The 16,686-nt window shown below is 64.7% G+C and carries 14 protein-coding genes and 1 pseudogene; 2 read left to right on the top strand and 13 right to left on the bottom strand.

The window, feature by feature from the left end:
* The first annotated feature begins 543 nt into the window (after positions 1 to 543).
* Both EET10_RS11385 and EET10_RS11380 read left to right on the top strand, forming a co-directional pair.
* Complete coding sequence (locus EET10_RS11385; protein ID WP_082273226.1) at positions 544 to 828, top strand: YgaP family membrane protein; 285 nt, start codon at positions 544 to 546, stop codon at positions 826 to 828.
* Positions 829 to 1,295: 467 nt separating this feature from the next.
* Positions 1,296 to 2,432, top strand: a complete 1,137-nt coding sequence (locus tag EET10_RS11380; protein WP_321191544.1) for an NAD(P)/FAD-dependent oxidoreductase — start codon at positions 1,296 to 1,298, stop codon at positions 2,430 to 2,432.
* Positions 2,433 to 2,923: 491 nt separating this feature from the next.
* On the opposite strand, the gene EET10_RS11375 is transcribed toward EET10_RS11380, so the two are convergent.
* The 13 genes and pseudogenes from EET10_RS11375 to EET10_RS11315 form a co-directional block, all read right to left on the bottom strand.
* Positions 2,924 to 3,415 (bottom strand): DUF2231 domain-containing protein, encoded by a 492-nt coding sequence (locus EET10_RS11375; RefSeq protein ID WP_036401304.1) that lies wholly within the window; start codon positions 3,413 to 3,415, stop codon positions 2,924 to 2,926.
* Positions 3,416 to 3,755: 340 nt separating this feature from the next.
* Positions 3,756 to 4,223 carry a group II intron maturase-specific domain-containing protein gene (locus tag EET10_RS11370; RefSeq protein WP_167480163.1) on the bottom strand — a complete coding sequence of 156 codons (468 nt, stop codon included), beginning with the start codon at positions 4,221 to 4,223 and terminating at the stop codon, positions 3,756 to 3,758.
* A 25-nt stretch (positions 4,224 to 4,248) separates the two neighbouring features.
* Positions 4,249 to 4,657 (bottom strand): annotated as a pseudogene (locus EET10_RS11365) (transposase); the annotation flags it as partial.
* A 492-nt stretch (positions 4,658 to 5,149) separates the two neighbouring features.
* A complete protein-coding gene (locus tag EET10_RS11360; RefSeq protein ID WP_036401307.1) occupies positions 5,150 to 7,135 on the bottom strand; it encodes a serine/threonine-protein kinase PknD in 1,986 nt (661 codons plus the stop codon).
* 17 nt (positions 7,136 to 7,152) lie between these two features.
* Positions 7,153 to 8,250: a phosphate ABC transporter substrate-binding protein PstS gene (pstS, locus tag EET10_RS11355; RefSeq protein WP_122502153.1), complete on the bottom strand. Its 1,098-nt coding sequence runs from the start codon at positions 8,248 to 8,250 to the stop codon at positions 7,153 to 7,155.
* 231 nt (positions 8,251 to 8,481) lie between these two features.
* Positions 8,482 to 9,888, bottom strand: coding sequence for an NADH-quinone oxidoreductase subunit N (locus EET10_RS11350; protein WP_099188748.1), 1,407 nt, complete (start codon positions 9,886 to 9,888; stop codon positions 8,482 to 8,484).
* Positions 9,889 to 9,911: 23 nt separating this feature from the next.
* Positions 9,912 to 11,402, bottom strand: coding sequence for a complex I subunit 4 family protein (locus tag EET10_RS11345; RefSeq protein ID WP_063467606.1), 1,491 nt, complete (start codon positions 11,400 to 11,402; stop codon positions 9,912 to 9,914).
* A gap of 2 nt (positions 11,403 to 11,404) precedes the next feature.
* Positions 11,405 to 13,243, bottom strand: coding sequence for a proton-conducting transporter transmembrane domain-containing protein (locus tag EET10_RS11340; RefSeq protein WP_099188265.1), 1,839 nt, complete (start codon positions 13,241 to 13,243; stop codon positions 11,405 to 11,407).
* Between the two features lie 8 nt (positions 13,244 to 13,251).
* Complete coding sequence (locus EET10_RS11335; RefSeq protein ID WP_036401312.1) at positions 13,252 to 13,554, bottom strand: NADH-quinone oxidoreductase subunit NuoK; 303 nt, start codon at positions 13,552 to 13,554, stop codon at positions 13,252 to 13,254.
* Positions 13,554 to 14,114, bottom strand: a complete 561-nt coding sequence (locus EET10_RS11330; protein WP_036401314.1) for an NADH-quinone oxidoreductase subunit J — start codon at positions 14,112 to 14,114, stop codon at positions 13,554 to 13,556. Before EET10_RS11330 ends, EET10_RS11335 begins: the two co-directional genes overlap by 1 nt.
* A gap of 3 nt (positions 14,115 to 14,117) precedes the next feature.
* Entirely contained in the window at positions 14,118 to 15,050 is a 933-nt protein-coding gene (locus EET10_RS11325) for a complex I subunit 1 family protein (RefSeq protein ID WP_063467608.1), read from the bottom strand.
* Entirely contained in the window at positions 15,043 to 16,188 is a 1,146-nt protein-coding gene (locus tag EET10_RS30180) for a hypothetical protein (protein ID WP_063467609.1), read from the bottom strand. The genes EET10_RS11325 and EET10_RS30180 overlap by 8 nt, the downstream gene beginning before the upstream one ends.
* Positions 16,179 to 16,523, bottom strand: a complete 345-nt coding sequence (locus EET10_RS11315; protein WP_036401318.1) for an NADH-quinone oxidoreductase subunit A — start codon at positions 16,521 to 16,523, stop codon at positions 16,179 to 16,181. The genes EET10_RS30180 and EET10_RS11315 overlap by 10 nt, the downstream gene beginning before the upstream one ends.
* Positions 16,524 to 16,686 lie beyond the last annotated feature (163 nt).

Genomic DNA, 16,686 nt, shown 5'->3' with positions numbered 1-16,686 from the left:
CGACCACGCCGAGACCCATGCCATGGATAATTCACCGCATAGTTGAGCAGCCAGACCCCGAGAACGGCATCGGTGCGACGCGCGCGCTAACTCACAACGCTGCTAGCATACCCCTGGAGGTATTGGATAGTGTTGAGGTCATGAAACGAGACACCCATCACCGGGCCGTCCCCCATGCCCTCAACAGGACGTCGCCACAAACCCAACATCGCGCTACGACAGATGATTTCGCCGCTGCCGTGGCTTCGCCGCGCCGAGTAGCGCGGCGTGGAGACCCAAGGCTCCTCTCACGGCTGCAGTACTAGGGAATTCATCATGATGGCCGTCGGTGTCATAGGCGATTGCGAAGGTTGCATCGGGCATCGCGTTACTCCCAATAATGCTGGCGCGCCGGAGCATGCCTGGAAAAGCGCACGGGAGCCATCGGCGTCAAGGTTTCTCATGGATGGCGCCCGGGCGCCGGTTACGGTGGTCGCGCGCACTATGCCGACACCTGACCTCGCCGCGCTATAGCGCCAAGCGTTACAGATTGGTGTGAATTTGATGACGAATAACCAAGGTTCGGCGCCGATCGAGCGCGGAACTTTTCAGGTACCGCGGCCACGAAGGTGGACCCTCGAACGGACCCTGCACCTCATGGCCGGTTCCGTGGTGTTGGTGACACTAACCCTTGGCCGCATGCATTCCAAGCGATGGAGAGTCCTAACCGGTTTCGTGGGAGCCAACCTGCTATTCGACGCGGCCGTGGGCTGGTGCCCGACGAGCGTTCTACTGCATCGACTCGGCGTCCCGACTGCGGCCGAGTGCACGGTGCGCCCGACGGCGTAGGGCAGCTCGAGCGAGCGCAGCCATTGTCGACATGGTGCGGCGGCGCATTCTGACATTCGGCAATGACGGTGCGCCACCAGCGTCGTCGCCCTGGGCACCCATCAGGTTCTTCTGATCGGATCCTGGCCTTGGGGCCCCCAGGGATCGCGGCTCAATGCTTGTACCGCCGCTACCTGGCAGACAGCGTCGGCGACGCGGGTCGTTTCGTCGAGTTCGTCGCCGCCCGTACGAACAGCCGCGCGCTGGCTCTACATCATGGGGCTTGCTCGCGAGCGAGGTGATGCGCAAAGTGCGTATCAATTCTGCCACTCAGAGGTGCACGAGAGATTCCACGGCCTGCCGGACCCGATGGTCGACCGTCAACGAGTGATTGATGGTGGCGCAATCGCTAACCAAATCAATCGGTTTGCGTGGCGTTTTGGTGGCAATACTGAACAACAGGGTCCGCGGACGTGGACCCGGAAAGGATGTTGATGACACCGCACGTACTGATACTGGGGGCAGGTTTCGGCGGTCTTGAGCTTGCCACCCGGCTATCGGAGTCACTCCCCAATCGGCTGCGGGTGACGCTGATCGATCGCAACGATTCCTTCTTTTTCGGCTTCTCTAAACTCGATGTGCTGTTTGGTGAACGCACACCCGACGACGTGCGGGTGCCGTACGCGGCGCTGACAACGCCGGGCGTAGATTTTCGCCAGGAGGAAATCACCGCGATCGACCCAGAAAACCGCCGGGTGCGTACCCAAGACGGTTCCTATCAAGCCGACGTTCTGGTCGTGGCGCTTGGCGCCGAGTACGACTCGGAGGCTACCCCTGGTTTCACCGAGGACGGCTATGAGTACTACACGCTGGCCGGGGCAGAACGTCTACGCGATGCGCTGCAGGCATTCCAGGGTGGCAAAATTGTCATCAGCGTGCTCGGGGAGCCGTACAAGTGCCCGCCGGCACCGTTCGAGGCGGCGTTCCTGCTTGAGGACTACTTCACCGGCAAAGGATTGCAGGTGTCGATAACGGTGACGGGCTATATGGGCGCCCCGGTGCCTGTCGCAAAGGAGGTGTCCGAACCGCTTCAGCAGCACCTGACCGCGCGCGGCATCACCTTCATGGGAAAGCGGACGGTCAGCCGGCTGAATCCCGAACATAAGTTCGCCGAATTCGCCGAGGGCGAAGGACTTTCGTACGACCTTTTCATCGGTATCCCCGTGCATCGGGTGCCGGGGGTCGTCGCCGATTCCGGGCTGGCGCCGGATGGATGGATTTCAGTGGAAAAAGCGAACTTAGCTACCCGGTTTCCTGGCGTGTACGCGATCGGTGACGTGGCGGCCGCCTATACCGCCAAGGCGGGCATGTTCGCCGAGCGTGCCGCACGGTTCGTCGCCGATGACATCGTCGCCAAGCTGCGGAACGCACCGTCGCCACCGCCCTACGACGGGGCTGGCGACTGCTACGTGGAGTTCGGGCGCGGTGAGGTCGCCAAGGTGCACGCCGACTTCCTCAGCGGCCCGAATCCGGCAGGTTCCCTGGTCGGTCCGTCTGTCGAATTAGCTGAGGAAAAAGCCGAGTTCGCCCTTAGTCGCAAGAAGCGCTGGTTCGGCGCCGTGTGACGGCTGAGGGTTAGAGTTAGAAGCCCAGCGGAACCCTTATCGACGACATCATCGCCGCCGGCGCGTCGAATGTCCTTCAAGCATGCAAGGATTCGACAGGCTGACCCCCTCGATGCGCCGGACAACTGCTGGCACCTGTCACCGACCGAAAGAATTCGTCGGTGCCTCTTGGCTTAGTTTGTGTAGCGACCAAGGCGTTCGAAATCGCGTTTTCGGCAAGAACCGCTACCGGCTCACAGGAGAGGGCTGCGGTTTGCGCTCTTCTACACCAAGCTCCACGACTGGCTGACAACGCAGCCCCGCAAGCGTTGCGAGTGTGCCGGCATTCACGCCGACGGGAATGCCTTGGCAGAGAGGGCTACGAGTATTACGACGTTCGACGTCGCCACGGCTCAGACAGGTTGCTGGCGCCCGTCGAGTACCAGAAATCGCGACCATCCGACGGGGGCCGCGCAAGGGAAGCCCTCACTTATTCAGGGGAAGCCCACTTGCTAACTTCCGTGAGGATTTTTCATTCGCTCTATCTCCTCGTCCCAGACCGAGTGCCCGCCGGCATCACTCACTCGGTAGATCTGAATCATTGACGAGATCCCAACGACGAGAACCACAATCCCTACCGCTATCTGGATGATCATTCGGGGATTGTCGGATCGGTGTTCCATCACGCGCAGCACTACGAGTCCGATCGCGACCACCAGTAGAGCTACCGAGAAGTAGATCATTGTGCTGCCACGGGCGGCATGTTCGCGCAAAAGGGGACTGGGATCGGCCGTCAGTTCGTAGAGCCAAAGGCCAGCGTTTGCGGTGATGGGCGTCAATACCATCGTGACGCTCGCCAGTATCAGCGTGAGCCACAACAGCTGGCCGCGCCGGGCCTCCCGCCAAAATCCGCACACGATCTCCAGCAAGGCCGTCAACGGCACGAGCACCATTACAAAGTGCAGCAGTACAACATGAACAGGCAGGCCGTTGACGATGGTCATCGAACTCCTCGGCTGGTGGGCGGTGAGCTGCGTCGACGTCGGTTTCGGTTGTCGGCACCCCCGATCGGCCATGCTTTGCCGCGGACCTAGCGGTCTGTACTCGTAACGATAGCGTCGCCATGCCCGATTCGCTGCCAGGCGCGCGCATAATCGGACTGGGCCACGGAGCATCGATTGGCCCAGACGATCAGCGCCAAGGCCAATAACGTTGGCGTCACACAAAAGGAACCCAGATTTGTGATCAAGTCTTCGCCGGAAGAGCCGGTCACATACCGACGTCTATCCGACAGGCGGGAATCGCACCCCCGGCTCTTGCAGAACCGTACGTGACAGTCTCCCGTCATACGGCTCCCGCCGGCCGGCCTCGGGTGGGCGGGAGAAGATGCCAGTGGGCGAAGAGCCGGGGCTGGTGCTGTCGAACCGCGTCCAGCCAGGCCCAAGCCTTGGCAGCTTTCCCGCGCAGTCGTTTGAATTTCTGCATGGCCCAGCGAACGAGATGCTCGTCGATGTGCCGTGCGAGGGAGTACAGCTCGGAGCGGTAGAAGGCCCCGTAGTAGCCGATCCAGCCGCGCGCCTGAGGGTCGATCTCCTCGGCGAGGCCGGACAGATCCGTCCCACTGCGACGATTGAGGTGCCGTGCCCGGACCTTCTGGCCGATCGCCTTCCTCGCCGTGCCACTGATGGCCGGGGCGAAGCTCACGAAATAGCCTCTCCGGCCTTTGGCCAGGCGCCCCCGGAAGGTGTAGCCGAGGAAGTCGAAGCTGGTGTGCTCGGCTTCCCCCGCCCGGTTCGCGTCCTGGCAGAACACGACCTTCGTCTTCTCGGGGTGCAGCTCGAGGCCGGATGGATCCGTATACCGCGCCGGTGGCGACGTCGAGCGCGGCGAACAAGGTGATTATGCCGTGTCGGACGTAGTCGTGGGTGCGCCCGCTCGGGCATGCCCGGCATCATCGGCAGCACCGGCGCGGAGCGGTCGAGGGCCTGGATCTGGGATTTCTCGTCGGCGCACAGCACGAGCGCGTTCTGCACGCGGGTCCAGGTAGAGCCCGACCACGTCGCGAACCTTGTCCATGAACAACGGGTCGTTGCTGATGTTGACCGTCTCGACCAGGTGCGGTTGGAGCCGAAACGCCTTCCAGATCCGCCCGACGGTGGACTTACTCAGCCCGCTCTCGGCGGCCATCGACGCCCGCGACAGTGCGTCGCGTTCTTGGGTTGGCGCTCCAGCGTGGCGATAACCACCTAAGCCGCGCATGCACGACGCGCTGCGCGCCGCATTGGCGCTGGCAGCTGCTCCGAACGGATTCATCCGTCGCCGAGTTCACCGCCAAGGTGCAAGCTCTCACCGAGCACGACCACACGAGCTACACCGTCCGCCAGGCGGCCTACGACTGCGCAAACTACGTGGCAGCAACTCCTCTACAAGCCCGGCCGCGCCCGCCGCTACCACATCGGGGCGACCGCGGCACGCACGATCGCTGCCCTGCTCACCCTGCACGACAAGGTCATCGCCCCGATCCTCGCCGGGGTGGGCAGCCCCGCATGGCACGCAAACCCGCGCACTGGACACACGTCGACCGTGATTACGAACGAATCCGCGTCGACATGCAAACGCTCTTCAACGACCTCGCCATCGAAACACTTTTAACCGCTTGAGGATTCGGAACAACCCAGGCATTCCACATCACCAATAAATTGTCTGATTCTCAAGCGGCTAGACCTGCGAGCACCCGTTTAATTCGCTGCTAGCTCGACCACCGTGCCGTTGCCGTTGTCGGCGACAAATACTTTCTTTCCGGCCGCGTCCACCGCCACCCCCACGGGGTGGCCCCCGGTGAACGGCAGCACTGTCGGAGTGCTCGACCCGGGATCCATCTTCACCACCTTGCCGGTTTCGTGGTCTGCGACGTAGATGGCGCCAGCGGTGTCCACCGCGATAGCCGAGGGCACAGCCAGACCCGTAAAGGGCAGCGGGATCGGGGTGTTCGACCCGGGATTCAACTTCAGCACCCTGTCGTTGTCGGAGTCGGCGACGTAGACGGTGCCAGAGGCGTCCACCGCCACACCGTCTGGATGATTGAGGCCGGTGAACGCCAGATCAGTCTGCGTGTTCGACCTAGCGTCCAGCTTCACCACTCTGTCATTGCCCCGGTCGGCGACATATACGTTGCCGGCGGCATCCACCGCTACCCCCTGCGGGTAATTGAGGCCGGTAAACGGCAGCGCAGTCTGGGTGTTCGACCCGCCCGCCAGCTTTACCACCCTGTTGTTGAAGTCGGCGACGTACACGGTGCCGTTGGCGTCCACCGCCAGCCCCTGCGGCTGGTAAAGGCCGGTGAACGGCAGCACTGTAGGGATACCCGACCCGGGAGCCAACTTGACCACCCGGCCGTAAATACCCTGGCTGGTGACGTACACGCTGCCGGCGTCATCCAGTGCCACCCCGCCTGGGGAGAAGAAGTCAAGCCCAGTGAACGGCAGCACGGTCTGCCCGGATGCCGGCATCGATGGGTGCGACCTGCGCGTTACCAGGTATCCGGCGACACCGATGGCGACGATCACTAGCAGTGCGGCGGCGCCGACGAGGATCCGCCTGCGATTCTGGTGAGGCCCTGCTCCTGGGAGGAGCGACCGACTAAAATTCGGTTCGCTCGCGGGGCTAACGGAGACCGGGGTGCTCTGTCGGCTGCGCCAGCTGCCGGTGCTGGTGGGCGGCGCGGACCATCCGGGCTGGGCGGCGGGTGCTCTCGACATCCGTGACCATGCCCTGGCCTGGGTCACGGCGTCGGCGCCGGCGAGTCCGGTATCTGCGGCATCGGTCGTCAGGGCGGCTTTTTCGCCGTGCTGCAGAGCCATGACCACGTGGTCCTGGTCGGCTGCGGTCAGTGCATCGTGGGCGGCTCTGGCCAGTTCAACGGCGCTGCGATAGCGTTCTTCGGGGTTTTTCGCCATGCCTCTGGCGATCACCTGATCTAAAGCCACCGGAACCTTCCCGGGTCTCAGCCGGCTGGGCTGCGGGGCGCGCTCCGTCAGATGCGCGCCGACCACCCGTTCGATGCTGTCCGCGCGATACGGAGGTGACCCGGTCAAACACTCGGCCAACACACACGCCAGCGAATAGATGTCGGCGAGGTAGGTGACCTCGTCGCCGGTGAACCGCTCCGGGGCCATGTAGTTGTAGGTGCCCACCGCCGTCCCCGTATGAGTCAGTCCTGGATCGGCTGCGGCGCGGGCGATACCGAAATCGACGAGATAGGCGAAGTCGTCGGCGGTGACCAGGATGTTTTCCGGTTTGACATCGCGGTGCGTCACGCCGCTGGCGTGCGCGGCATCCAACGCGGCGGCGACCTGTCGTACGATGGCCACCGCCCGTGCCGGCGTCAGCGGGCCAGATGCCGTCAACATGCTGCGCAGAGATACGCCGTCGATCAGCCGCATGTCCAAATACAGCTGCCCGTCGATCTCGCCGTAATCATGGATCGGCACCGCATGCGGCTCGGTCAGCCGTCCCGCGGAGTCGGCCTCGCGTTGCATCCGCTCGCGAAATACCGGGTTGGCAGAGAATTGCTCCGAGATCAGCTTCAGCGCCACCACCCGGTGTTTACGGGTGTCCTCGGCCTCATAGACCTCGCCCATCCCACCACGACCCAGAAGCCGAATCAGCCGATAGGGCCCAAAAAACGACCCAACCCGCGAACTCGGCTCACCCACGCTTGCCATCGCACTCCTTCAAGTGATCATGAGATAGCGTTCACTGCCGTGGCTAGCCGCGACTGGAGCCAGCTCGGCGGCGGAATGGAGCCATGCTGCGCCAAGCCGTCTTGGCCCGGACCGATTATCGCCTGCATAAACGCTCTTACCGCAGTGCCCGTCGCGGAATTCGGATACTTGGAGCAGACGATCTCATAAGTCGGCTCCACGATCGGGTACGCACCCGGCTGCGTCGGCCTGTAGAACGATGAGGTGTCCAACACCAGGTCATTGCCCTGCCCCGTGATCTTGGCCACGGCAATCGTTTGTCCGACCGACTCTGTAGTGATCGACACCGGATCCGGACCTGCTGATGTGATGATCTGGGCCATGTTCAACTGTTTGCCCAACGCGAACGACCACGCGGTGTATGTGATCGATCCGTCGGTGGTCTGTAAAGTCGCCGTCACGCCATTGTCCCCTTCGGCGCCGACACCGACGCCCCCCTGGAACGTCTCGCCGTCGCCTTTACTCCAGGCACCGTTGGATGCGGCATCAAGGTATTGCTGGAAGTTGGCTGAGTTAGCGGATTGGTCGCTGCGGAAGATGACATGAATGGGCGTTGAGGGCAGGTTGGTGCCTACATTGAGCGACTTGACCGCCGGGTCATCCCACCTGGTGATGGTGCCGTTGAAGATCTTCGCCATCGTGGGCGCGTCCAGCTTGAGCGAACTCACGCCGCTGAGGTGGTAGGTGACCGCGATCGGTTCAAAAACCGCCGGCAGCTCCCACACCGGGGACCCACATCGTGCCGCCGCCTTGTTGGGCTCACCCGTCGACGGGTCCAACGGCACACCGGAACCCGCCAGATCTGTCTCGTTCTTGATGAACTGCTCCACCCCGGCACCGGAGCCATTTGCCTCGTAGTCCAGCGTGTAACCGGGGCACACATGGGCATAGACGTAGGCGAATTTTTGTATCGCGTTCTGTTGTGCGGTCGCGCCACCGGCGTTGAGTTCCTTCTTGCCGCCGCAGTCCACTTTCACCGACGGTCGCGAGGGAGTGTTCGTATTGCCACCGCACCCCGATATCATCAGGGCGCTAGCCACTAGCAGGCTCAATACGCCAGTTCGGGTGAATCCCACAGAACTCCTTTGAAGAGTAAAGGTGACGAATACACCTACTTTGCCACTGCCTCGCCGTACCGTGTGGTGAAAGTCGCAGGCTATCGCTGGCCAGTCGGACCGCCCTGGCCTGGTGTTCTCGTCGTACCTGATCGACATCGCGCCTTCCCAACAAAAGAACTGCGCAGGAGACCGGGGTGGCTCATAGCGTGTTGTCACGATATTGGCAACCGGGCATGTAGTGCGCAGTGCTTAGCTCATCAGCGATCGCGGGAGCAGTTCCCACACGCCACCGGCTGCGATGCCGAGCGCCAGGCTCAGGCCCGCGGCGAGGACTGCGGTGCACGCGGGCCAATTCTTGGCCGCGAAGACGTCGCCGATCGGTTCTGTTGTGGGCCGCTGGAAGGACGGGATGATCCAGCGCAGGTAGTAGAACAGGCTGGCGAGCGAGTTGCCGAATGCGACGACGGCCAGCCATGCCTGGCCACCATCCCAGGCCGCCGTCGCGGTGATGAGCTTGCCGACGAACACTGCCGTCGGCGGGGTTCCGACCAGGCCGAGCAACGCGACGAGCAGCGCAGCGCCCAGCCAGGGTCGGGTGCGCGCCAGACCGCGGTAGGAGTCCAGGTGACGCCGGTCGGGCAGGGCCGCGCTGACGGCGAACGCCGCGCTATTGGTGGCGGTGTAGCCGGCGAGATAGAACAGCAACGACGGCAACGCGAATTCGCTGCGGCCGGCCACGGCGATCGGGACGAGCAGAAACCCGACCTGGCTGACCGTGGACCAGCCCAGCAGTCGCCTCGGGTCGCGTTGCCAGTAGGCGGCGAGGTTGCCCAGGCTCATGCTGGCGACGGCGATCAGCGCGATCACCAACGGCCACGCCACCGTTGCGGGAAACACTGCGACCAGGCGGTAAACCGCGATCAGGGCTCCGACTTTGGGCACTGTCGTTACGAACATGGCGGTAGTGCCGTTGGCCGCTTGTGCCGCGTCGGGAATCCAATAATGCCCGGGCACACCGCCGGCTTCGAACATCAGGCCCGCAAGAACGCCAAGCAGGCCTGCGGCCACGGCTGCGGTCGGCGCGCTGGCGAGGCTGGAAGCAAGCTCGTCGTATCGGGTACCGCCAGTCACGCCGTAGAGGGTGGTCACACCGAGGAGCAAGATGACGCCGAACAACGCACCCATCAGGTAGGCCTTCATCGCCGCCTCGGCGCCTGTTGCGGAGTGGGCCAGCCCGATCAGGCCGTAGAGCGGAATCCCGGCCAGCAGATAGCCGGTTACCAGCACGAGCAGATCTTCGGCTCCGGCCAGCACCAGGATCCCGCTGACGGAGAACAGCAGCAGAGCATACGTCTCGCTTTCGCGGACTGAGCCGGCGATGTCGCCTCCAGCCACCGCAAGCACCAGCAGCAGCCCAACTATGACCACAATCCGGGCGATCCCGGTGGTGCTGTCGACGGCGAAGCTGCCCTCGAAAGCAGTCCGGGCCGGGGCGGTCATCAAGACGGCGGCGACCGCAAGCGCACCGCACAGCACGATGGCGGCGATGGTCCGCGTCCACCACTGCCGATAGCGGGGCAAAAACGATCCGCTGATCAGCACCACCAGCCCACCAGCGAACACCAGCATCTCAGGTGTCATCGCCACCACCCGCATTCCGCTTTCCGTGTTCACCGGCGCTACCGTCCGACCCAACCGACGAGCGCGCGAGCGGCCGGTTCGATCAACTCCAGCAACGGGCGCGGGAACACGCCGATTACCACCGACAGCGCGAGCAGTATTCCAACGGACCATGTTTCGGAAAGGCTAAGGTCCGCAAATCCCGCCGAGCGGCCACGCGTGGGGCCGGTGAACAGGCGCTGCAGCGCCACCAGAAACAGCGCCGCAACGATCAGAATGCCGGGCAGCGCGACGGCGGTGACCGGTGCCGCGGCGATGCTGCCGGTGAAGATCTGGAATTCAGCGATGAAGCCGGAGAAACCCGGCAGCCCCAGAGAGGCGAACGCGCCGATAGCGAAGAGCCAGGCCATTTTTGGAGCCGGGCCGGCAAGCCCTCCGTAGGCGTGCATGTCATAGGTTCGCGCACGCTCGTAAAACACGCCGGCGATCAGGAACAGCGCACCAGTGATCAAACCGTGGCTGACCATCTGGGTGACTGCACCGGTAACCGCGACTCCGCGAGCGACAGCGGCACCGCTGGTGACTAGTCCGGCGGTGCCGACGGCGAGCACGATGTAGCCCATATGGTTGACCGAAGTGTAGGCGACCATGCGCTTGAAATCGTTCTGGGCCAACGCAACCAGCGCGCCGTAGAGCACCGACACGACCCCGACAACGATGATCACCCACGCCCAGGCGCGCCAGGCCTGCGGCAGCATTGGCATCGCGATCCGCACGAACCCGTAGGTCCCCATCTTCAGCAGCACCCCGGCCAGCACCGCCGAGCCGACCGCGGGTGCGTCGGTGTGCGCCGGCGGCAGCCAGGTATGGAACGGGAAGGTCGGGGTCTTGACGGCCAGTCCGAGCAGAATCGCGGCAAGCACCAGTCCCCCGGCGAGGGGCCTGCCGGACAGCGGTGTGGTCGCGGCCAGCTTGACCATGTCGAAGGTGTGGGGACGAGCCGCGATGGAGAGGCCGATGAAGCCGACCAGCAGCGCGAGCGAACCCAGGAAGGTGTAGAGGAAAAACTTCAGCGCCGACCGGCCGGCGTTGCCGTGACCCCAGCCGGCTATGACGAAATACATTGCCACGATCGACAAGTCGAAGAAGACGAAGAACAGGATAAGGTCGGCGGCCACGAACAGGCCCAGGCTCACTGTTTGCAGGAACAAGAACAAGGCGGCCAGCGGTTTGGGCCTGTCACGGGCGCGCAGCCCGTAGACCGCACACGCGAAAAAGATCACCGCCGTCATGACGATCAGCGGCAGTGACAGCCCGTCGACGCCGAGGTGGTAACTGCTGTTGACTCCAGGGATCCATCGAGCTTTTTCCTCGAGCGCCAGAGTCCCGGGCGCAGGCGTCCGATACCGCGCCCATGCCACCGCGGTCAGCGCCAAATCCACTGCTGTGACCCCGACCCACGTCCATCGCGCGGGCGTATCGGCTAGGCGCGGCAGGCCCAGCAGAACCACAGCCCCGACCAGCGGCAGGAAAACGATCACACTGAGCACGCTCACCTCACCACAATCAGGAGCAGGAAACCCAACACCGTCACCACCACCGCCGCCAGGAGGTACTGGTGCACCAGACCGGTCTGCGGTGTACGGGCCAACGTACCGAGCCGGCGCATCCCGCCCGCCACCGCGTCCACGGCCCCATCGACCAGCCGAATGTCGTTGCGCGCCAAACGGCGCGCTGCGCGTAGTGACTGATTGGCGGTCACGTCGACAAGCCGGTCGAGCACGGCGTCGTCGAATTGGGCCAGGATGCGCCCGAGGCCCAATGTGGGCCGGACGACCACGACATGCGCGGCCCGCTCCAGACCGAGCCAGGCCTCGGCCCACCGCGGCTCGGGCGGCCGCCACCGGGTCACCGCCACGACGACGACGATGGCCAATGCCGCCGAGCCGACAAGCTCCAACACGGTCGGCGGCGTCGGGCCGCGGCCCAAAGCCCGGCTAAGAGCAGGCGCGATCGGCGGCACTGCCAGCACTCCCGCCACCGCCGCGCCGACGGCCAAGACGACGACCGACGCCTGTTGAAAACCGTTGGGGCCAGGGTTTTCTCGTGCTTGGTCCGGGTTGTCGGCCGCGGATCTGTTGCGCCACATCACCATCAGAATCTTTCCCGCGTAGGCGGCCGAGAGCGCCGACGCGGCCAATCCCGCCGCGTAGAGGCCAGCAGAGTAATGCAGGGCCGCGGCCAGCACGGCGTCTTTGGTGACCCATAGTGATAGCGGGGCAACTCCGGCCAGGGCGAGGGCGCCGACGCTGGCCGACCAGCCCAGGACACGCCAGCGTCGTGCGACTCCCCCAAGCTCGTCGAGCCTCTTGGTCCCCACAACCGACAGCCAGGCCCCCGCCGCGAGAAACAACCCGGCTTTGGTGAATGCGTGAGCAATCAATTGCGCGACGCCGCCGCCGATCGCCCCCAAACCCGCGGCCGCCACCACGAACCCGAGCTGGGCTGCCGTCGAGGCCGCCAGCAGCTGTTTGAGGTCGCGCTGGGCCACCGCGACGGCACCCAAGAGCACCGCGGTCCCGATGCCGACCCACATCGCCACCGCAGCGGCCCACCCCGTGACCGCGAGCAGCGGTCCGACCCGCAACAGCAGGTAGGCGCCCATCGCCACCATCGCCGCCGAGTGCAGCAGCGCACTGACCGCACTGGGACCCGCCATGGCCCGGGACAGCCAGAACGAGAACGGCAGCTGAGCGGCCTTGCCGAGGGCCGCTACCAGCACCCCGAACGCGACGACGTGCCGCCAGCCGCCGCTTGCGTCGGGAAGGTCGGCCAGCGCCAGCCCCGCACCGCCGGCCAGCGCGGCAGCTGCGGACAGGTAGAGCCCAAGGTCCGCGCTGCGGGTGGTCAAGAAGGCGGTAAGCCCGGCTACGACGCGGGATTCGTCGCGCCACCAGAATCCGATCAGCGCATAGGACGTCGCCCCCATCACTTCCCAGGCCATTAGCAGGGTCGGCAACGTCGTCGCGGTCGCGGTCACGATCACGGCCGAGGCGAACAACAGCATCAGGCCGTGGAAACGGGCCCGCCCATCGAGAATGTCTCCGGTGGCGAAGATCAGCACCAACAGGGTCACCGCGGACACCGCGGGCACGACGATGGCGGCCAGGGCGTCCACCCGCAATGCGAAGTCGGTGCCGGCCAGGAATGCCACCGCCACGTGCGGACGGACAAGGCTGGTGACGATCGACAGCAGCAACACCAGCGTCGACGTGGCCACCGCGATCGCCGCGGCCAGCCGATCAATGCCGCGGGCGAGCAGCAACGTAGCGCCGGCCACCGCCGGCGCGAGCACCAGCAACCACAGGGCAAGCTCCGCCAGTGTGCGCATCTCCGCGGTCAGCCCGACAGCTCTGCGGCCATGTCGGTCATATCGGTGCGGCGCTCGCGATGCAGCAGCGTGGCAACCGCGAATCCCATCGCCATCTCCACCGTCATCATGGCGATAATCACCAGGAGCAGCACCTGACCGGTTGGGGCTGGTGCCAGAAACCACCAAAAGCCGCTCGCCGCAAGGATGACCGCGTTGATCATCAACTCCAGGCCCATCATCACCATCACCACGACCTGCTGCGACAGCGCACCGTAGAGCCCAACGGCAAACAGCGCCGCCGCCACCAACAGCACCGTGTCGAGGGTCATCACCCAACACCTCCCGGCTGCGGGTCGCGGGCCGGTCGAGCCGTGAGATCGTCGCCGAAGCGGTCATAACGGCTGCGCTTGGCCGCCAACACAATTCCGGCCACGATGGTGGCAACCATCACCGGGCTGATTACGGCCATGGCCAGCATCTTGGGTCCCATCAACTGCTCACCCAGCGCCGCGGTGACATCGGGCGGTGGTGCACCGCGCCGAGCCGGCCAATCGACCAACAGGATCCCCGACGCCAGAAGAATGAAGATGCCGGTGGCCGCAGCCAAGGCGCGGCGTTTGTCGTGGACCATGCTCATCGGCATCAGGGCCGGATTCATGCCCATGAACATGACCATGTAGACGGCCATCACCGCCATCTCCATCACCATCATCAAGATGGTCACCACGCCGATGTAGTTCTGCTGCAGCAGCAACACGATGACACCCACCGCAACGAACGATACCGCCAGCGCATAGGTGGCGCGCGCCATCGAATTAACGCGGAAGACCGCCGCGCCGGCCAGCACGGAGATCACCGCAGCAATCCAATACACGATGTGCACAATCATGAGTCAGCTCCTCCACACTGCGATGACAGCCACGATGAGGTCTTGGACCAGGACGGCCGGCAGCAGCACCACCCAAGCGACCTCCATGAACTTCTCGGGCCGAAACGCCGGAATCTGTCGTCGCAGCCACACCAAAATCGTCAGCAGCGCAACGGTTTTGGCAAGAACCCACAGCCACCCCGGCAACCAGGGCCCGGCCCCGCCGCCGAGAAAAACCGGCACGGCGAACGCGGCCCCGGCGGCCAGCAGCGCATACCGGCCGGCCAAGAACACCAACCGGTCCACACCCGACAGCTCAGCCGTCACACCACCGACGATGTCGGCGCCCAGCGCCGGCGCAAACGGCCCCCACAACGAAAACGCCACCACCCCAAGGCTGTAGACGACAAACGCAACCGGCATCCACACCGCATACCACAATCCGCTCTGCGCGGCGGCCACGTCGCCGACCCGCAGGCTTCCAGCCGCGACAGCCGGCGCCACGACCGCAAACATCAGCAGCAATTCGTAACCTAGACCGTGGGCCAGAAATCGGTAGCCGCCGACCAGTGCATACGCGGAGTTGGCGCCCCACCCCGCCAGCCACACCAGCCCCCACACCATTACGTCCATCGCGTTGAACCACGCGACGCCGACATCAAGGTCGAACAGCGTCCACCGCCCCAATGGCACCACGGTAACCATCAGCAACGCCACGACGATCAGTCCGGCGCCGCCTATTCGCCACAGCAGCCTGTCCGCCGCGACAAGGGTGCGCCTACGCTGCCGCATCAGCCGCGCGACCTCCACCAGCGGTATGGCCGCCGAGCCCCTACGCGCACCATCGCCGCCGGTCAGCACACCGTCGAGGCAGGCGGCATAGAGAGCCAATACCGCCAGCAACCCCGCCGCCCCGACGGCCCACACGCCGGGCACCGTGACGGTCGGCTCAACCATGAGCGCCGCTCTCGCCGCTGGCCCCGCTGTCGATGCCCAGGCTGGCGATGACCAGCCGCGCGCTGGCGATGTCCAAACCACGCACCAGATGTGGCAGCATATCGCTGATACGCGTCAAGTCGGACCGAAATATGTTGGCCGACAAGGGTTCACTGAGCAGCTCGCGCGTCTGGCCGATTCGGGTGAGCAGCCGATCATAGGTGTCACCCGAAAGCGCTACGGGCAGCTGACGACGGTTCAGATCCTCAGCAGTCAACGGCCCGAGATTGCGCAATGACCAGCGCAGCAATCTGGACCGGCGAACGACACGGTCGAGCTTGTCGAGCTGCGCCTGCGCTTGGCCGGCATCCGAGCCGCCCAGCAACAGGTCCCGCGTTTGTCGTGCCGTGCCCGCCGCCCGCGACCACCCGGCCAGTGCCAACAGGTCCTCGATGTGATCGCATTGCCGGGCCGCGCATTCGCGGTCCTGAACCGGGTTCACCGCACAGCCGTGACGATGCTCGCTGTCGACCCACCATGGTTCCGCGTCGACGATGACGTCGCCCTGCAACGAGCACCGCAACACCAAACCCGCCGGCCAGTGCGCCAGCACCGGGCCCAAACGTAGATGCAGCACATCCATCTCGAGCCCGTCACGGTCTTCACCACCTTCGGCCAAAGCAATGCCGGCCGGTGCCATGTCCATGTCGCCGTGGCCCATATGGTCGTGCATGCCGCCGTGGTCCATGTCGTGGTGCATGGCGCCGTGGTCAGCCTCGTGCTGATCGGCAACCTTATTGGGCTTAGTGGGCGAGGCCGCGCGGTTACGGGCATCTTCTCGTTGCCGGCCGCAATCGAGTAACGCCGCGGCCGCGCGCCGCAATGCCGCATCGACCTCGTGCATGTCACCGACATCGATACGCGCGCGCGGACCGGGCAGCTGGTCCCAGATCAGATCGACGACGTCAGCCAACTGCGCCCCCGGCACACCGCACACCGCCAACACATCGGCGTCAGCCGGCGACACCGCGGCGCACCAGCCCCGGTGAGCAAGACCTTGCTCCACCGCTGCGCGCAGCACCCATTCTCCGGGCACCTCCACGGTCAGGACATGCACGCGGCGCAGGGCATACCGCGACAACGCCTCGGTCATGCCCATCGCAGCACACCCTCCCGCCACGCCCACGCGACCGCGACCAACAGCGCAGCCAGGAATGCGAACATCTCGATGACCGCGGTAACGCCCATCCGCGCAACTACCACCGCCCACGGGTACATAAAGAGCATCTCGACGTCGAAAGCCAGAAAGACCAGCGTCGCCAGATACCAGCGCACGTGATACCGCGACAGTGCATGTTCCTCGGGCCACCACCCCGACTGGAAGGGAAGCGATGTCAAGGCGTTCGAGCTGACGGCCACCAGCCGGTGCAGGCCGTAGAGGCCCACGATGCCTGCCACGGCGACCAGTAGCGTCCAGGCAACCCCTGCAAACATAGCCGCGCTCCTCTCCATGGCCGCCAGACTATCCGCGGATTCAACACCGAACTCGCATCGCCTAAAGGGCGCCACCAACGGTGGTCCTACGCGGCAATGATCTCTCTCTCACTCGCCAGGTGTTCGGTTTTCCGCTTGACCTTGCCGTACCCTGATGGGCCCA

Source organism: Mycobacterium pseudokansasii, from assembly GCF_900566075.1.
Lineage (GTDB): Bacteria > Actinomycetota > Actinomycetes > Mycobacteriales > Mycobacteriaceae > Mycobacterium > Mycobacterium pseudokansasii.
The sequence above is the reverse complement of the archived record's forward strand: the minus strand, read 5'-3'. Positions and strand labels throughout refer to the sequence as shown.